Origin of the sequence: Burkholderia sp. IT-111MI5, from assembly GCF_949752865.1 — a bacterium.
GTDB classification, from domain to species: domain Bacteria; phylum Pseudomonadota; class Gammaproteobacteria; order Burkholderiales; family Burkholderiaceae; genus Burkholderia; species Burkholderia pyrrocinia_C.
In genome coordinates, this window is sequence record NZ_CATKIF010000024.1 from 1 (window position 1) to 15746 (window position 15746).

Consider the following 15746-nt stretch of genomic DNA (forward strand, 5'->3'; position numbering starts at 1 on the left):
ACCCCCCCCCCACCGACGCCGCCATACGGGCGATTTCGGGCATTCCCGTGACATGAATTTTTTAATTTGGGGTTGCCACGAGAAGGGCCGCTCGCTGCGTTGCGCTCCTTGCGAATACGTTCAGTATTCGCAGCGTCGCGCGCCTCGCGAGCGGCCCTTCTCGTGGCAACGCATGCGCGTTCCATACGCGAACAGACCCTAAGGATCGAAGCGATGCGGATTTCCACCACCCAGTTCTACCAGCAGAACGTCGCTCAGATGAGCGACCAGCAGGCGCAGCTGTCGCAGCTGTACCAGCAGATCTCGAGCGGCGTGAGCCTCGCGACGCCGGCCGACAACCCGCTCGGCGCGGCGCAGGCCGTGCAGCTGTCGATGACGTCGGCGACGCTGTCGCAGTACGCGTCGAACCAGAACGCCGCGCTGTCGTCGCTGCAGAAGGAAGACCAGACGCTGATCAGCGTCAACAACCTGCTGAACAGCATTCATACGGTCGTGATCCAGGCCGGCGACGGCTCGCTGTCCGACAGCGACCGCTCGGCGCTGTCGACGCAGTTGCAGGGCTATCGCGACCAGCTGCTGACGCTCGCGAACTCGACGGACGGTTCGGGCAACTACCTGTTCTCGGGCTTCCAGTCGACCACGGCGCCGTTCTCGAACGCGTCGGGCGGCGGCGTGACCTACAGCGGCGACATGGGCACGCGGCAGGTGCAGATCGCCGACACGCGCGCGATCTCGCAGGGCGACAACGGCGCGAACGTGTTCCTGTCGGTGCCGATGCTCGGCAGCCAGCCGGTGCCGCTCGCCGGCGCGGGCAACACGGGTACGGGCACGATCGGCGCGGTGTCGATCACGAGCCCGTCGGCCGCGACCAACGCGCACCAGTTCACGATCGCGTTCGCCGGCACGGCGGCCGCGCCGACCTATACGGTCACCGACAATTCCGTTGTCCCGCCGACCACGACCGCCGCGCAGCCGTATTCGGCCGGCGCGGGGATCGCGCTCGGCAGCGGCCTGTCGGTGCCGGTGTCGGGCACGCCCGCGCCCGGCGACACGTTCACGGTCACGCCCGCGCCGCAGGCCGGCACCGACGTGTTCGCGGCGCTCGACACGATGATCGCCGCGCTGAAGGTGCCGATCAGCAGCAACACGACTGTCGCGGCCGCGCTCGCGAACGCGATGACCACCGGCACGACGAAGCTGAACAACATGATGACGAACGTCCTCACCGTGCAGGCGTCGGTCGGCGGCCGCGAGCAGGAAATCAAGGCGATGCAGACGGTGAACCAGACCAACACGCTGCAGGTCACCAGCAACCTGGCCGACCTGACGAGCACCAACATGGTGTCGACGATCAGCCAGTTCCTGCAGATGCAGAACGCGCTGACGGGCTCGCAGAAGGCTTACGCGCAGCTTCAGAACCTGTCGCTGTTCCAGTACATCAATCCGTGATGCACGGCGCGCCGGCGACGATGCGAGCGCACGCTTGCATCGCCGCCGGCGCCATCCGCCGCCACCCGCGCGCAACGCATGGGCGGCTGCTTCACCGGGCCGCGCGGCCGCGCACCGGTTCGCGCATGCGGCGAGCCGCGCCCGAGCTTTCCGGCGGCCCGTTCGGGCTTGCCGCGCTTGCCAGCCACATTCCCGCTCCGTAAACTCGCGCCAGATTCCAGACCGGCGCGCCCTCCGCAGCCGGCGACAGACCGACAGGAGCGCTTTCCCCATGTCCGATTCCTACTTCCCGCGCTGGCGGGTCCAACCGACCGGCGCGGCCTCGCGCGTGGTCGGCCCCGACGAGCGCCTCGCGTGGCCGCAGATGGTCGCGATGGGCGTGCAGCACGTCGTTGCGATGTTCGGTTCGACCGTGCTCGCGCCGCTGCTGATGGGCTTCGACCCGAACCTGTGCATCTTCATGTCGGGCATCGGCACGCTGCTGTTCTTCGTGCTGGTCGGCGGGCGCGTGCCGAGCTATCTCGGCTCGAGCTTCGCGTTCATCGGCCTCGTGATCGCGGTGACGGGCTACGGCGGCAGCGGCCCGAACCCGAACATTCCGGTCGCGCTCGGCGGGATCGTCGCGTGCGGCGTCGTGTACGTCGCGCTCGGCGCGCTGGTGCAGGCGATCGGCACGCGCTGGATCGAGACGCTGATGCCGCCCGTCGTGACCGGTGCGGTCGTCGCGGTGATCGGGCTGAACCTCGCGCCGATCGCGGTCAAGGGCGTGTCGGCGTCGACCTTCGATTCGGTGATGGCGCTCGTCACGGTGCTGTGCGTCGGCGGCGTCGCGGTGTTCGCGCGCGGGATGATGCAGCGCCTGCTGATCCTCGTCGGGCTCGCAATCGCGTACGCGATCTACGCGATCGCGACCAACGGGATGGGCCTCGGCAAGCCGATCGACTTCGCGATCGTCGGGCATGCGGCGTGGTTCGGCGTGCCGGCGTTCCGTACGCCGGTGTTCGATCCGCACGCGATGCTGATGCTCGCGCCGGTCGCGGTGATCCTCGTCGCCGAGAACCTCGGCCACATCAAGGCCGTCAGCGCGATGACGGGGCAAAACCTCGACCGCTACGTCGGCCGTGCGTTCATCGGCGACGGGCTCGCGACGATCGTGTCGGGCAGCGTCGGCGGCACGGGCGTGACCACCTACGCGGAGAACATCGGCGTGATGGCCGTCACGCGGATCTATTCGACGCTGGTGTTCGCGGTCGCCGCGCTGATCGCGATCGGGCTGGGCTTCTCGCCGAAATTCGGCGCGGTGATCCAGACGATCCCGGGCCCGGTGCTCGGCGGCGTGTCGATCGTCGTGTTCGGGCTGATCGCGGTGACGGGCGCGCGGATCTGGGTCGTCAACAAGGTCGACTTCTCCGACAACCGCAACCTGATCGTCGCGGCCGTCACGCTGGTGCTCGGCGCGGGCGACTTCTCGCTGAAGTTCGGCGGCTTCGCGCTCGGCGGGATCGGCACCGCGACCTTCGGCGCGATCATCCTGTACGCGATCCTGCGCAAGGAAAAGGAGCCGGGCCCGGTGCTGTGAGCCGCCGCGCGGATCATGGCCGCGAGCCCCGGCGAGCGTCGCACGTCACGGGTTGGGCTGCACCGAAAACGTAATCGGCCATGCGAAGGCCCCGTCCTTCGCCTTCGATGCGAACACGAAGCGATAGGTCACCGTGAAGGTCGTGTTCAGCGCCGTATACGGCACGGCGATCTTGCCGCCGGTCGCCGGCAGCACGACCTTGCCGCCGATTCCAGTGATCTCGATCGAGCTGAACTGCGACTGGCTGGCGGCGGCAACCTGCACCAGCACCGTGTACCCGGCCCGGTCGTTGGTCTGGACCGCGAGCGTCGTCCCGGCGGGGTTGTTGGCGTTCGGCACGCTCAGGTTGCCGATGCTCGTGTCCTTGTTCGCGACCACGAGCTGGGTCGGACTGGTCGCCTTGATCCGCGCATACGCCTGGACCGTCGCGCCGACCTGCAGCGCCCGGTTGGCCTGCTTCGCATCGGTCTGGCGCGGCGCGGCGCCGAGCAGCGCGATCGATAGCGCGGCCATTGCCGCAAACAGCCGCCGCGCGCGGCGGGCGGCCCGCGGCGGGGCGACAGGCGCCGCGCGGGTCGGTCCGCATGGGCCGCACCGCGATGCGGCGGCGCTCGCTGTCTCGGTTCGATTCATGGTCTGCCCCCGTTGTCCGAGTCGGTGATGGCGATCGATGGCGGTACGCGCATGCCTGCGCCGCCGTCGCGCCTAGTAGTTGAACAGGATCGTGATGTTGTGGTCCGCATATCCGCCCGGCACGACGTTCTGGCCGCCGCGGATCAGCCCGTACACGGTTGCGTTGAAGGTGCCGGCGCCCGAGATCTTGCCCCACGAAATCGCCGACGTGCCGCTCGTGCCGTCGCCCCAGATCGACGTGTGCGCGCTGTCGAGATACAGGTTGTAGCCCAGCGTCTGCGTGCCGACGGCCCGCGTCATCAGGCGGTTCGCGAAGGTGCCGCCGCCCGGGCTCGCCGTCACCGTGGGCGTGGCGTTGCCGCTGCCGCTGCAGTTGACCGAGATCGTGACCGCGGAGGTGGCGGCATTGAGCGTGTCGTACGTGCCGAACACCATCGACGACGGCGCATTCATCGTGCAGGTCGTCGCCGCGAGCGCGGGCAGTGCGGTCAGCACGGCCGCGCCGGCCGCGAGCACCGCGGCGGCGCACAGGCGCGTCAGCCGGTCACGCCGCCCGGCATGCTTGCGATGTCTCATGGTGTGACTCCCTTGCAAAGATGAGTGCCCAGGTCCGGCAGCGGATCGTCGCCGGCGGGAAAGCGGACGGTCAGGTCGCACTGCTGGTCGCGCCACGTCGCGCGCAGGCGGTTCTGCTCCGACAGCCCGGTGAGATAGACGACGCCGTCGTGGCCGACCGGGAAGGCTTCCTTCTGCCCGTCGACCGTGACGATCGCACCTGCCGGCAAGTGGGCGCCGTTCTCGAGATCGAGCGTGAGCACCGCGCCGCGCGAGCGCGAGATCGGAAACTCGAGCGCCATGCCGCTGCGGAAATAGGGCACCGCGTCGAGCTTCAGCGTGCCGATCGTCGCGTCGAACGGCAGGTCGGCCTGCTCGATCGAGATCGGATTGCTTTCGTACGCGCGCAGCCGCGGCAGCAGCGCGACGCCGTTGGCGTCGGTGTGCGCGACGAGTTGGTTGTCTGCGAGGATGCCGACGTTGGCGAAGCCCGGCACCTTGACGAGCGCGAAGCTGTCCGTGATCTGCCGCGACAGCCGCGCGGTGCCGTCGACGAACGCGATGCCGCCCGCCGCGTTGGCCCGTACGCCGGCCCGGCCGCGATAGGCCGCAGCCTCGACGCTGTAGGTGCCGGTGCGCGTTTGCAGCGTCGCGCTTGCATCCTGCGCGTTGTTGCCGGCCTGAACGGAGTAGCCGAATCCTTCGCCGACCGGCAGGCTACGCTGCACTTGCGCGAGCATTTCGGTGGTGCCCTGCTGATGCGTCATCGTGACGGACGCGCTGGTGCGGTTGTCGATCGGTATCGTCCATGCGACGCCGACGGTCGTCGCGCCCGAGCCGCCCAGCGGCTTGCTGACGCTGATGTTCGCGAAGCCGAAGCGTCCGAGCTGGGCGCTGTAGCTGAGCGACAGCAACTGAACCTTGTAGCCGCCGCGATCGTCGACGAACACGTGCGCGAGCCCGAGCGAACCGAAGCGGCCCATCCCGACGCCGATGTTGAAGCTCGTCAGCAGCTTCGGCGCGGGCGTGCCCGGTTCGAGCCCGATCTGCGCGAAATGCGGCGTGGCCCATTGCGCGTGCGCGCCGATGTCGACGAGGCCGGACTGGCTCTCGATGCCGATCGTCGCGAGGGCGCCCGGGCCGTCGGCGCTGCGGCTCGCCGCCGCGGACGCATTGACGACGCCGAGCGGCCCGGCCAGCACCACGCCGCCGACGCCGAGGTTCTGCCGGGACGCTTCGGCTTCGGCGTGGATCTCGCCGGTGAACCGGTCGGTCACGCCGATCCGGTGCGTCGCGCTGGCGAACCATCGCCCGTAGGCGTTGCTCGCCAGGCCGAAATCCCGCCGCTCCTTGCCGACCTCGTACGAGAAGTCCTGCATGCCTTGCTTGAGGAGATTCGCGCTCGCGTAGAACGACTGGGTGATCACCTGCTCGCGGCCCATGACGTCGCGCACCACGACCCGCACGTCGCCCTGGCCGGTCACCACGGGCACGTTGTTGATCGCGAACGGGCCGGGCGCAACGTCGCGCGTCGACGTGAGCGCGTTGTTCACGTAGACGTCGACGGTCGACGGCAGCACGGCCTGCCCGCTCACGCCCTGGAGCGGAATCGTGACGAGCCCGGGCTGCGTCGCGAAATTGGTCGCGTACTGAATGCCGCCGAAGCGGATCGAGCGGCCCCACATGCCGGGGCGGCTGATCGCGTCGCCGATGCGCAGGCTGGCGAGCTTGCCGGGCCGATCGGTCGTCCACGTGGTTTCGAGGCGCGTCAGCCGCCGGGTCGGGCCCGACTCGTCCGCGAGGAACGTGCCGACGCCGACGCCGAAGCGGTTGAAGAAGCCGAGTTCGAACAGGCCCGAGCCGTGCGTCCGGCCCGCGGCCTGCTCCGCGAGCAGGTCGTAGTTGAAGAAGCCGCCGATGCCGGGTTCGACCGCGGGCTGGCGGTGCCGGTCGGTCTCGTCGAAGGTCGCGCCGACGAAGGCCTGGGCCGGGACGCTGATCACCATCGTCAGGCTTTGTTCGTCGACTGTGTACGTGAGCCCCGCGATCGCTTTCAGCGGGTAGAACGGCGCGTCGCTGCCGGCCAGCGGCGGGACGTCCGGCTGCCTGAGCCGCCAGCGTTTCAGGTCGTCGGCCGACACGTAGAATTCGCCGTCGGCCGCCTTGATCAGCAACGCGGTTTCGTCGAGCCCCTGCCGGTTGATGTCGACCTGATACAGCAGCTCGGCAGGGCCGCCTGCCGCGCCGTGCGCCGCTGGTCCCGCCGGTGCCGCCGGTGCCGTGGCGGGGCGTTCTTCCGCGAGTGTCATTTGCGTGCTCATGAGGATCGCGATCAGAAGCGCCGCCTTAGCGGGCGTTCGGCGCGATCGTCGAATCGATGTCGCCCGCATCGGAGTAACCGACCAAGTGCAACCCGGAAGCAACGGCCGGCGCGGTTCCGGCGCCGGGCTTGAACATCAGTTCCCGCGACTGGCCCGGCAGGACGTACGCGAATTCCGCATGCGTCGCGACGGGACGATCGCTGCCCGGCGCGAACAGCGCGAGGTTCGCCACCTGCGCATGCGCGGTGCCGTCGTTGGTCACGCGCAGCGCGAGCATGCCCGTGCCGCCCGGACGCGGCTCTGCTGCCCAGCGCAGCCGCGGGGCGGTCTCGGTGGCCGGCTTGACGAAGATCGGCAGGCTCATTTCCAGCGCGATCTGCACGCCGGCGAAGCCCGGCTTCGGCGCGGGCGGAATCTCTTGCAGATAGAGCCGGTAGCCGGTTTCCTGATCCGAGCCCGGCGCGTGCCGCAGGCCGATGCGCACGACCTGCGAACCGCCGGGCGCGATCGTGAAGATGGGCGGGGCCGCAATCAGGTCGCCGGTGGACGCGTAGACGTCGTCGCCCGCGTTCTGCGACCACGCGGCGGTGCGCAGCTGAACGACCACGGGTTCGTCGGACGACTCGTTCCTGACCGTGAGCGCGACGCTCCGGTGCGCCGCGGACAGCTCGACGCGAACGGGAGATACGGTGAAGTCGGTTGCCTGGCTGTTGGCGCATGCGGCGGCGAGCGTCGCGGCCGCGATCCAGGTCGCGAGTTTGCACACGTTCTGTTTCATGACAGATCCACCTCCAAGAGATTCGCTTCGCCACGCACGGCGGCCGCCGGTCGGGAGGGCCCGTGCATGCGGGATGCGGCGGGCCCTCGCGCGGCACTAAAACGTCACGGTGACCGTCACCGTATCGGCGTAGCTGCCCGGCACCGCATTGGGCTGGTCGGGCACCTTGCCGTAGACGGTCTTGGTGATCGCCTGGGCCATCGCCATGCCTGCGCCCGTGCCGTTGACGGTGTCGGTCGGCGGCGTGTTGCCCCAGACGACCGAGCGGTTCGAATCCTGGTAGAGCGTGTAGTTGAGCTGGTTCGAGCCGCTCGTCATGATGCGGTTGGCCACCGTCGCGCCGGACGTGGTGCCTGCATTCAGGCCGATGTTGAAGTTCGTGCCGTTCGTGCAGCGCACGGTGATCGCCGACTGCGCCGTCTGATCGCCGGTGCCCGGCGTGTAGGCGGGGAAGGTCAGCGCGCTCGCCGAGTCGATCAGGCAGGTTGCGTTGACGGTGGCGGACACGCCGAAGGTCGAGCTGGCTTGGCCGGCCGATGCCGCGGCGGCCGCGCAAGCGAGCGATGCGGCAAATGCCGCCTTGGTCAGTAAGGATTGCGTCATGATGGGTTTCCCCTTGAAAGCTGGAATGGCGGCCGGTGCGACGAGAGGGTCGTTCGGGACCGGATCTCGATCGTCCGGATGCGCGATGGGTTTTCTGGTTGTGTCGGTATCGGGTCGTTTGCTGGGTGGGCACCTCCTTCGTGTCGGTATGCGCCGGCCGGACCGGCGCGGCGCGTGGGGCACGGCAGGCCTGGCTTCGGCGCCGCGGGGCGTACGACATCCCGCAGCCGGCGGCCGCCCCGCGCGCATGTCTGCGCGCGGGGCGTCGTCGTGGTGCGTATGCGCGCGGCAGGGGTTTCCCGGGGTTCGCCTATCGAATCGACGCGTCGCGGCATCGGGTGACGGTGCGGACCGTGTCGGCGCATCGGATCTCGACGGTGCGAAGTCGCGCCGTCGGCATCAGCGGATGCGTGACAGGAGCAGTGAAAGGAGCGGTGATGCGAGACAGCAGCCGTGTGACGGCCGAAATGATTTTCGACATGATTTCCCCGACTTCTTGATTGTTTGTCGCCTGCATCGAGCCGCTCGGCCGTGCAGTTGCTTTTGTCTGCACGGCTGCATGAGCAAGCAGCGGGCCAGCGCGCGGATTGCCGCGCGGACAGGGGCTGAGCGGTCGCTGCCTGCAGTCGTGCAATGGGTCGGAGGCGGCAATGTTTCAGGCGTGAAACCTGCGGCGGCGGAGCCGGTCGGCGGTGCGCCGGGCCTGGTGCGGAACGGCCGGACCGACGGGGGATCGCAGGTGCGGCGCGACGGCGATTCCGCAGGAGAAACGGACGCGCCGCATGCGGAACGGTTTCAGTCTTGCAACGCGTGCGGGGAGGGGCGGCGGCGCATCGCTGCCGTTTCGATCAGGCGTCGGGTGCGCGGCGCGTCATGCGTTCACATTCGACTGCGCTTCCAGCCACGCGCAGAACTGCGCGACGAGCGGATCGTCGGCCGGCGCGCGCGGCGTGATCCACCAGTAGCTGCGCGTCGCGATGCGCGGCCCCGGCAGCGGCATCACGAGCCGGCCGCTCGCGAGCTCGTCGTCGATCAGCGGCAGCGGGCCGAGCGCGACGCCGAGCCCGTCGACGGCCGCCTGCAGCGCCAGGTAGAAGTGGTCGAACGACTGCCGCTTGCGCCCCTTCATCGCGACGCCGGCCGCCGCGAACCAGTCGCGCCAGCCTTCCGGCCGCGTATCCGAATGCAGCAGCACGTGCCGTGCGAGATCGTCCGCGCGCGCGATCGGCGCGCGTTTGAGCAGCGCCGGGCTGCAGACCGGAATCACGCTTTCGTCGAGGAAGTGGCCGTTCGTGCAGTTCGGCCAGTGGCCGGGGCCGCGGCGGATCGCGACATCGAAGCCGTCGAGCGCGTCGAGCGGCGCGTTCGACGTCGACAGCTTCAGTTCGACGTTCGGCACGTCGCGCTGGAACCGCGACAGGCGCGGCAGCAGCCACTTCATCGCGAAGGTCGGCAGCGCATTGATGCGCAGCACGCGCGCGGCACCCGTGTTACGCAACTGCTCGGTCGCGTGCGCGATGCTGTCGAACGCCGCACGCACGGTGTCCAGGTAACGACGGCCTTCGTCGGTCAGCTTCACGCGCTTGCCGTAGCGGTGGAACACCGGCTTGCCGAGCCATGCCTCGAACGCGGCGATCTGCCGGCTGATGGCACCGTGAGTCACATGTAGCTCGTCGCCGGCGGCGCTGAAGCTTTCATGTCGTGCCGCAGCTTCAAAGGCCCGAAGCGCGGAAAAGGGCGGGAGATCGCGTGCCATGCTTGTGATTCTAGATCACAAGGGCGCGCCGATAAAATCGTTTTGCCGGGATCCTGAACGGCGGTAACCTCGGCTGACCGTTTGATGAGGAGCCCCATGCAATCCGTTTCCCCGCAGCCTGCCGCGTCACCTCGCAGCGTTGGTCTCGCCGAGCTGTTCACCGGCTTCCTGTCGCTTGGCTTCATGTCGTTCGGCGGCGCGCTGCCGTTCGCGCGGCGCACGATCGTCGACGAGCGCAAGTGGCTGTCCGCCGACGAATTCACCGATCTGCTCGGCCTGTGCCAGTTCCTGCCGGGGGGCAACGTGATCAACCTGTCGGTCGCCGTCGGCATGCGCTTTCGCGGCATCGCCGGCGCGTTCGCGGGCATTCTCGGGCTGATCGCGGGCCCGACGCTCGTCGTCGTCGCGCTCGGCGTGCTGTACGCGAAGACGCAGAACGATCCGCACGTGCAGCACCTGTTCGCGGGGCTCGCCGCCGCGGCCGCCGGGTTGCTCGTCGCGATGGCCGTGAAGGTCGCGAAGCCGCTGCGGCACGCACGCTCGGCGGCCGGCATCGCGGCGCTCGCGTTCGTCGCGATCGCGGTGCTGCGCATTCCGCTGCCGACCACGATGCTCGTGCTGACGCCCGTCAGCGTGTGGCTCGCGTCGCGGCGCCGCGACGCGGGCACGCCGCAGCCGGCGCAGGTTCCGGTGCGCGATACGCAGCCGGGAGGCCGGCCATGAACGACACGCTGGTCGCGATCGCGACGATCTTCAGCCAGCTGTCGCTGCTCGCGTTCGGCGGCGGCAATACGATCCTGCCGGAGATGCAGCGGCAGGTCGTCGACGTGCATCACTGGATGAGCGCGCACGAGTTCACCGCGCTGTTCGCGCTGGCCCAGGCGGCGCCCGGGCCGAACATGATGATCGTGTCGCTGGTCGGCTGGCACGTGGCTGGCTGGGCCGGGCTGCTCGTCGCGTCGCTCGCGAAGTTCGGGCCGTCGTCGATCGTCACGGTACTTGCGCTGCATGCATGGGAGCGCTTTCGCGACCGGCCGTGGCGCCGCTACGTGCAGCAGGGGATGATGCACGTCACGGCCGGGCTCGTCGCGGCGAGCGCGGTGCTGATCTCCGACGCGTCGAACCGCACGGCGATCCAGTGGGGCATCACGGCCGCATGCGCGCTGCTCGCGTGGCGCACGCGCATCCATCCGCTGTGGCTGCTCGCGGGCGGCGCGCTGATCGGGCTCACGGGCTTCGGGCAGTGAACGAAGGACAAGCCATCTCCCGTCCCGCATACTGGCGCGAATATTCACGGGAGGATCGATGGATCTCGACGGCGCCAGCCGCAATCTCACCGTCGCCGCGTTGCTGACGCTGTCCGGCGGCTACCTCGACGCATACACGTATGTCGGCCACGGCCACGTGTTCGCGAACACGATGACCGGAAACGTCGCGCTGTTAGGCATCAACCTGTCGGCCGGCGAATGGGCCGCCGCGCTGCATCACGTGCCGCCGCTCGTCGGCTTCGTGATCGCGGTATTCGTCGCGCACCTGCTCGGTCTCGCCGCGCAGCGCGGCTGGATGCGGCACACCGCGTTCGCGAGCCTGATCGTCGAGATCGCGTTTCTCGGCGTCGCCGCGAGCGGCCTCGTCGGCGCGTCGAGCGCGTGGCTGATTCCGGGCATCTCGTTCGTCGCGACGCTGCAGACGCTGTCGTTCACCCATCTCGAGGAACTGTCGTACACGTCGGTGATGACGACCGGCAACCTGCGGCGTGCCGCGCAGAAGCTGTTCGTCGGGTTGATCCCGCGCTATGACGCGGGTGCGCTGCACGACTCGGCGCTGCTCGCGACGATCAGCTTCTGCTTCCTGGCCGGCGCGGTGGCCGGCGGCCTCGTGACGCGGCTTGCGCCGGACGTCGCGCTGTGGGGGGCCGTGCTGCTGCTTGCGGGCGCGTTCGCGGAGATCGTGCGGCGCGCGTGGCGTCGCGCGGGGAACGGCGATGGTGGTCGCGACGAAGACGGGGCGGCGCAGACGGCCTGACGGCGTGCATCACCCGGCAGCCGTGGGTGCCGCGTTCCGGATTTACCGCGTCGCCGCTTCATCAACACGCCGATCCACCGATCCACCGATCCGCCGGCGCACCCGAACGCGGGCCGGTTGCACCGGCCGCGCCCGCTGCAGGCGTTCGCGACACATTCCGGTTGCATCGACCACACCAACCGGCCCGCCGCGACACGCCCCTTGACCGCGCCGCACCCTCGTCGATCCTTACAGTACCGCGCGCACACGCCGACACCGTCGCGACCCGTCCCGCCGCCGCGCGACGCATGCCCGGCGCGGCGCGGGAAACGTTGTTCCCGGGCGACAGTCACGCGATTACCGCGCGTTTCAATTTCTTTCAGAGATTGCAGTCGTCATATGATTCAAGCCACATCGCGCGCGCCAAAAACGTGTGCGATCGCCACCCGGCTGCGCACGCGGCCGGCAATGAACGGAGACACCTACAAAAAGGAAAGCTCATGAAGCAGACCACCCGACTCGCAGTCATCGCAGGGGGCGCCGCGCTCGCATTCGCCAGCCAGTACGCGGCCGCACAAAGCTCGGTCACGCTCTGGGGCGTCGCCGACGTCAGCGTCCGCTACCTGACCAACGCGAACGCCAAGAATGACGGACTGCTGTCGATGTCCAACGGCGCGATCACCAACAGCCGCTTCGGCATCTACGGCACCGAGGACCTCGGCAGCGGCCTGAAGGCCGTGTTCAACCTCGAAAGCGGCGTGAACCTGCAGAACGGCGCATTCGCCGACAGCGGCCGCCTGTTCAACCGTGCGGCATACGTCGGCCTGCAGAGCCCGTACGGCACGGTGACCCTCGGCCGCCAGAAGACGCCGCTGTTCGATCTGCTGTCGGATACCTACGATCCGCTGACGGTCGGCAACTACCTCGAAAATGCATGGCTGCCGGTCGCACTCGGCGGCGGCCTGTATGCGGACAACCAGATCAAGTACACGGGCAAGTTCGCGGGCTTGACCGCGAAGGCGATGTACTCGACGGGCACCAACTACGAATCGACCGGCGCCGGCGGCTTCTCGGGCCAGATTCCGGGTTCGCTCGGCAAGGGTAATGCGTGGGGCGTGTCGCTGTCGTACGTGATGGGCCCGCTCAGCATCGCGGCCGGCGCGCAGCAGAACAGCGACAACTCGGCGCGCAAGCAGACCATCTACCACGCGAACGTCGTGTACGCGTTCAGCAAGGCGAAGGTCTACGCGGGCTACCTGCGCTCGAAGGACGACACCGGCTTCGTCGACAGCCTGCTCGCGCAGCAGACGATTCCGGTCGCGAAGGGCACGGGCCGGATCGACGACGGTCCGTTCGCGGGCGTGAGCTGGCAGGTCAGCACGCCGCTGACGCTGACGGGCGCGTTCTACTACGACCACATGCGCAATGCGATGACCGCGAACGGCACGCTCGCGAGCGGCAACCGCTACGCGATCGTCGGCATCGCCGAGTACGCGCTGAGCAAGCGCACCGAAATCTACGGCACCGTCGACTTCAACAAGACGAACGGCGCGGCGAACGTCGAGCTGCCGGGCCGCAGCAACCAGACGGGCATCGCGATCGGCCTGCGCAATATCTTCTGACGAACGTCGGAACGCACGCGCCGGCATGCGTCCGGCACGCATCGAAGAGGCTCCGCAAGGAGCCTCTTTTTTTCGTCATGCGGCATTCATATGCGCACACGACTATTCGGCAATCGCTTCATCACGGATTCCCCGCGCCGTAAGCGATCCGTCGGCATTCCAGAACATACTTTTACAGTACGCGCGAAGGCTTTCCGCTACGCTGCGTGCATCGCCCGCCGCGTGCCGTCGTGCATGCGCGTGCGTCGTTCCGGTGGCGCTCGCCGAGCGCGGCCGGCCTGGTGCGTAACTTGTGTATCCGGTGATGACAGACACGGTCTGCCGGTTTTTTTCGTGGGACGATCGGCCTCACGATTTCTTGAAAGGGGATGACGATGGGTATCCTGAACACCGTGGGCGAAATCGCCGGTGCAGTGGCGGCAGTCGAAGCCGCGGAAAAGCTGGATCCGGATGCGGGCCTGCTGACCAAGGCGGCAGCGGCCGTTGCCGGCTTCAAGGGCGCCGAAGCGATCGAGGGCATGCTCGAGAAGAAGGAAGAGCAGCCCGAACAGGCGGCAGACGATACGCAGGCGACGGACGGCAGCGACACGTCGCAGGCATGAGCATGGCGGCCGGTTCGGCCGCTGGCGCGCTCCTTGCGCGCCCGGGCGGACCGGTGCCGCGCGGCCGGCAGGCCGGGCATGTGGTCGATCGGTGACGCATGGCACACCCGGCAGCTGGTTTGACCGGCGAGAGGCGACGCTTCTCGCCGTTTTTTGTTGGGCGCGCGCCGGGTCGTGCCGTGCGCCGCAAGAATTCCGGAATCTTGCTATCGTGCCGTCATCCGAACTGCGATGAGGCAATGCGATGGATTTCGACTACGACCTGTTCGTCATCGGGGCCGGCTCGGGCGGCGTGAGGCTCGCACGGATGTCGGCGTCATACGGCGCGCGCGTCGGCATAGCGGAACAAGAGCAGATCGGCGGCACCTGCGTGCTGCGCGGCTGCATTCCGAAGAAACTGCTCGTCTACGCATCGCACTACCCGCACGAAGTCGAGGACGCGAAGGGCTTCGGCTGGACCTTCGGCGCCGGCACGCTCGACTGGCCCGCGCTGATCGCCGCGAAGGATCGCGAGATCAATCGGCTGAGCGACATCTACATCAACCTGCTGCGGCAATCGGGCGTCGAGATGCACGCGGGGCGCGCGACGCTCGTCGATGCGCATACCGTCGCGATCGGCGAACGCACGATCCGAGCGCGCCACATCGCGATCGCGACCGGCTCGCGTCCGTCGCTGCCGCATCGGCCCGGCATCGAGCACGCGATCACGTCGCGCGAGGCGCTGTCGCTCGCGACGTGCCCCACGCGCATCGCGGTAGTCGGCGGCGGTTATATCGCGGTCGAGTTCGCGGGCATCTTCAACGGCTTCGGCAGTCACGTCGACCTGTTCTATCGCGGCGAGAAGATCCTGCGCGGCTTCGACGACGACGTGCGTCAATTCCTGACCGACGAGATGACGAAGCAGGGCGTCGCGATCCACGCGCGCACGGTGGTCGAATCGATTTCCCGCGCGGACGACGGCACGCTGAGCGTGCGCGTCGGCGATGCGCAGCACGGCCCGTACGACGCGGTGCTTTATGCGACCGGACGCGTGCCGAATGTCGACGGGCTCGGGCTCGAGCAGGCGGGCGTGATGCTCGACGCACGCGGCGCGATTGCGGTCGATGCGTATTCGGCGACGTCGGTCGCGTCGATCCATGCGATCGGCGACGTCACGTCGCGGCCGCAGCTCACGCCGGTGGCGACGCGCGACGGCGGGCTGCTCGCGCGCACGCTGTTCGGCGGGGCGCGCGTCGCGGCCGATCACGAATGGGTGCCGTCGGCCGTGTTCAGCCAGCCCGAGGTCGCGACGGTCGGCCTGACCGAGGCCGATGCGCGTCGCGCGTACGGCGACGTCGACATCTACCGCACGTCGTTCAAGGCGCTGCGCCACACGCTGTCGGGCCGCGACGAGCGCACGCTGATGAAGCTCGTCGTCGCGCGCGACAGCCAGCGCGTGATCGGCGCGCACATGGTCGGCCGCGATGCGGGCGAGATCATCCAGGGGATCGCGATCGCGATTCGCGCGGGCGCGACGAAGGCGCAGTTCGACGACACGATCGGCATCCATCCGACCGCGGCCGAGGAATTCGTGACGATGCGGCAGAAGGTGGCCGACTAGCGCGGCGACCGGGTTCGTCCAGGGTCGATTCCGGGCGATCGCCGCCGCCGTGCCGCCGCCACACAAAATTTCTTCAATTGTCTAAAAGACGTTCCGTCTCGATAAACACGTTTGGTATCATCGCGCAAAACCATACGGGGGGCCGTATCATGCGCGATCAACAGCGCAGCATCCGCAATAACGGGGTAACGGGCGCGCACGCGCATGTCGCGTGTTCTGCCGCCTTTCCGCTTTTCGCCGCAAC

15 protein-coding genes are annotated in these 15746 nt (G+C 68.5%); 8 read left to right on the forward strand and 7 right to left on the reverse strand.

The genetic code is table 11. The annotated features are described in order from the left end of the window. Nucleotides 1–213: 213 nt before the first annotated feature. Both flgL and ACM6JT_RS21260 read left to right on the forward strand, forming a co-directional pair. Complete coding sequence (gene flgL / locus ACM6JT_RS21255) at nt 214–1449, forward strand: flagellar hook-associated protein FlgL (protein WP_131947921.1); 1236 nt, start codon at nt 214–216, stop codon at nt 1447–1449. Between the two features lie 271 nt (nt 1450–1720). Beyond that, nucleotides 1721–3028 carry a solute carrier family 23 protein gene (locus tag ACM6JT_RS21260; RefSeq protein WP_034179259.1) on the forward strand — a complete coding sequence of 436 codons (1308 nt, stop codon included), beginning with the start codon at nt 1721–1723 and terminating at the stop codon, nt 3026–3028. Between the two features lie 45 nt (nt 3029–3073). Here ACM6JT_RS21260 and ACM6JT_RS21265 read toward each other — a convergent pair whose 3' ends face one another. From ACM6JT_RS21265 to ACM6JT_RS21295, 7 genes are all read right to left on the reverse strand, one after another. Next, entirely contained in the window at nt 3074–3541 is a 468-nt protein-coding gene (locus tag ACM6JT_RS21265) for a hypothetical protein (RefSeq protein ID WP_414857232.1), read from the reverse strand. Between the two features lie 192 nt (nt 3542–3733). Beyond that, entirely contained in the window at nt 3734–4237 is a 504-nt protein-coding gene (locus tag ACM6JT_RS21270; protein WP_414857233.1) for a spore coat U domain-containing protein, read from the reverse strand. Further along, nucleotides 4234–6537: a fimbria/pilus outer membrane usher protein gene (locus ACM6JT_RS21275; RefSeq protein ID WP_414857234.1), complete on the reverse strand. Its 2304-nt coding sequence runs from the start codon at nt 6535–6537 to the stop codon at nt 4234–4236. Before ACM6JT_RS21275 ends, ACM6JT_RS21270 begins: the two co-directional genes overlap by 4 nt. 25 nt (nt 6538–6562) lie before the next feature. Then, the gene (locus ACM6JT_RS21280; protein ID WP_414857235.1) at nt 6563–7315 is read right to left on the reverse strand and encodes a molecular chaperone; all 753 of its coding nucleotides are present in this window, start codon (nt 7313–7315) and stop codon (nt 6563–6565) included. 96 nt (nt 7316–7411) lie between these two features. Further along, complete coding sequence (locus ACM6JT_RS21285; protein ID WP_414857236.1) at nt 7412–7918, reverse strand: spore coat U domain-containing protein; 507 nt, start codon at nt 7916–7918, stop codon at nt 7412–7414. 310 nt (nt 7919–8228) lie between these two features. Beyond that, nucleotides 8229–8435 (reverse strand): hypothetical protein, encoded by a 207-nt coding sequence (locus ACM6JT_RS21290; protein ID WP_152603873.1) that lies wholly within the window; start codon nt 8433–8435, stop codon nt 8229–8231. 354 nt (nt 8436–8789) lie between these two features. Beyond that, nucleotides 8790–9674 carry a transcriptional regulator GcvA gene (locus ACM6JT_RS21295; RefSeq protein ID WP_217590937.1) on the reverse strand — a complete coding sequence of 295 codons (885 nt, stop codon included), beginning with the start codon at nt 9672–9674 and terminating at the stop codon, nt 8790–8792. 96 nt (nt 9675–9770) lie between these two features. On the opposite strand from ACM6JT_RS21295, the gene ACM6JT_RS21300 reads away from it, so the two are divergent. From ACM6JT_RS21300 to gor, 6 genes are all read left to right on the forward strand, one after another. After that, nucleotides 9771–10397, forward strand: a complete 627-nt coding sequence (locus ACM6JT_RS21300; RefSeq protein WP_414857237.1) for a chromate transporter — start codon at nt 9771–9773, stop codon at nt 10395–10397. Beyond that, on the forward strand, nt 10394–10921 hold the full coding sequence (locus ACM6JT_RS21305; protein ID WP_414857238.1) for a chromate transporter: 528 nt from the start codon (nt 10394–10396) through the stop codon (nt 10919–10921). The genes ACM6JT_RS21300 and ACM6JT_RS21305 overlap by 4 nt, the downstream gene beginning before the upstream one ends. 58 nt (nt 10922–10979) lie before the next feature. After that, a complete protein-coding gene (locus ACM6JT_RS21310; RefSeq protein WP_414857239.1) occupies nt 10980–11699 on the forward strand; it encodes a YoaK family protein in 720 nt (239 codons plus the stop codon). 479 nt (nt 11700–12178) lie between these two features. Further along, nucleotides 12179–13300 carry a porin gene (locus ACM6JT_RS21315; RefSeq protein WP_034179251.1) on the forward strand — a complete coding sequence of 374 codons (1122 nt, stop codon included), beginning with the start codon at nt 12179–12181 and terminating at the stop codon, nt 13298–13300. Between the two features lie 374 nt (nt 13301–13674). Continuing rightward, nucleotides 13675–13902, forward strand: coding sequence for a hypothetical protein (locus ACM6JT_RS21320; protein ID WP_034179450.1), 228 nt, complete (start codon nt 13675–13677; stop codon nt 13900–13902). 244 nt (nt 13903–14146) lie between these two features. Beyond that, nucleotides 14147–15502 carry a glutathione-disulfide reductase gene (gor, locus tag ACM6JT_RS21325; RefSeq protein WP_414857240.1) on the forward strand — a complete coding sequence of 452 codons (1356 nt, stop codon included), beginning with the start codon at nt 14147–14149 and terminating at the stop codon, nt 15500–15502. The last annotated feature ends 244 nt before the right edge of the window (nt 15503–15746 follow it).

Bases quoted from the DNA above. Each gene is read 5' to 3' on its own strand.
- flgL (WP_131947921.1), top strand. From the start codon at position 214: ATGCGGATTTCCACCACCCAGTTCTACCAGCAGAACGTCGCTCAGATG.
- ACM6JT_RS21260 (WP_034179259.1), top strand. From the start codon at position 1,721: ATGTCCGATTCCTACTTCCCGCGCTGGCGGGTCCAACCGACCGGCGCG.
- ACM6JT_RS21265 (WP_414857232.1), bottom strand. From the start codon at position 3,541: ATGGCCGCGCTATCGATCGCGCTGCTCGGCGCCGCGCCGCGCCAGACC.
- ACM6JT_RS21270 (WP_414857233.1), bottom strand. From the start codon at position 4,237: ATGAGACATCGCAAGCATGCCGGGCGGCGTGACCGGCTGACGCGCCTG.
- ACM6JT_RS21275 (WP_414857234.1), bottom strand. From the start codon at position 6,537: ATGAGCACGCAAATGACACTCGCGGAAGAACGCCCCGCCACGGCACCG.
- ACM6JT_RS21280 (WP_414857235.1), bottom strand. From the start codon at position 7,315: ATGAAACAGAACGTGTGCAAACTCGCGACCTGGATCGCGGCCGCGACG.
- ACM6JT_RS21285 (WP_414857236.1), bottom strand. From the start codon at position 7,918: ATGACGCAATCCTTACTGACCAAGGCGGCATTTGCCGCATCGCTCGCT.
- ACM6JT_RS21290 (WP_152603873.1), bottom strand. From the start codon at position 8,435: ATGCAGGCGACAAACAATCAAGAAGTCGGGGAAATCATGTCGAAAATC.
- ACM6JT_RS21295 (WP_217590937.1), bottom strand. From the start codon at position 9,674: ATGGCACGCGATCTCCCGCCCTTTTCCGCGCTTCGGGCCTTTGAAGCT.
- ACM6JT_RS21300 (WP_414857237.1), top strand. From the start codon at position 9,771: ATGCAATCCGTTTCCCCGCAGCCTGCCGCGTCACCTCGCAGCGTTGGT.
- ACM6JT_RS21305 (WP_414857238.1), top strand. From the start codon at position 10,394: ATGAACGACACGCTGGTCGCGATCGCGACGATCTTCAGCCAGCTGTCG.
- ACM6JT_RS21310 (WP_414857239.1), top strand. From the start codon at position 10,980: ATGGATCTCGACGGCGCCAGCCGCAATCTCACCGTCGCCGCGTTGCTG.
- ACM6JT_RS21315 (WP_034179251.1), top strand. From the start codon at position 12,179: ATGAAGCAGACCACCCGACTCGCAGTCATCGCAGGGGGCGCCGCGCTC.
- ACM6JT_RS21320 (WP_034179450.1), top strand. From the start codon at position 13,675: ATGGGTATCCTGAACACCGTGGGCGAAATCGCCGGTGCAGTGGCGGCA.
- gor (WP_414857240.1), top strand. From the start codon at position 14,147: ATGGATTTCGACTACGACCTGTTCGTCATCGGGGCCGGCTCGGGCGGC.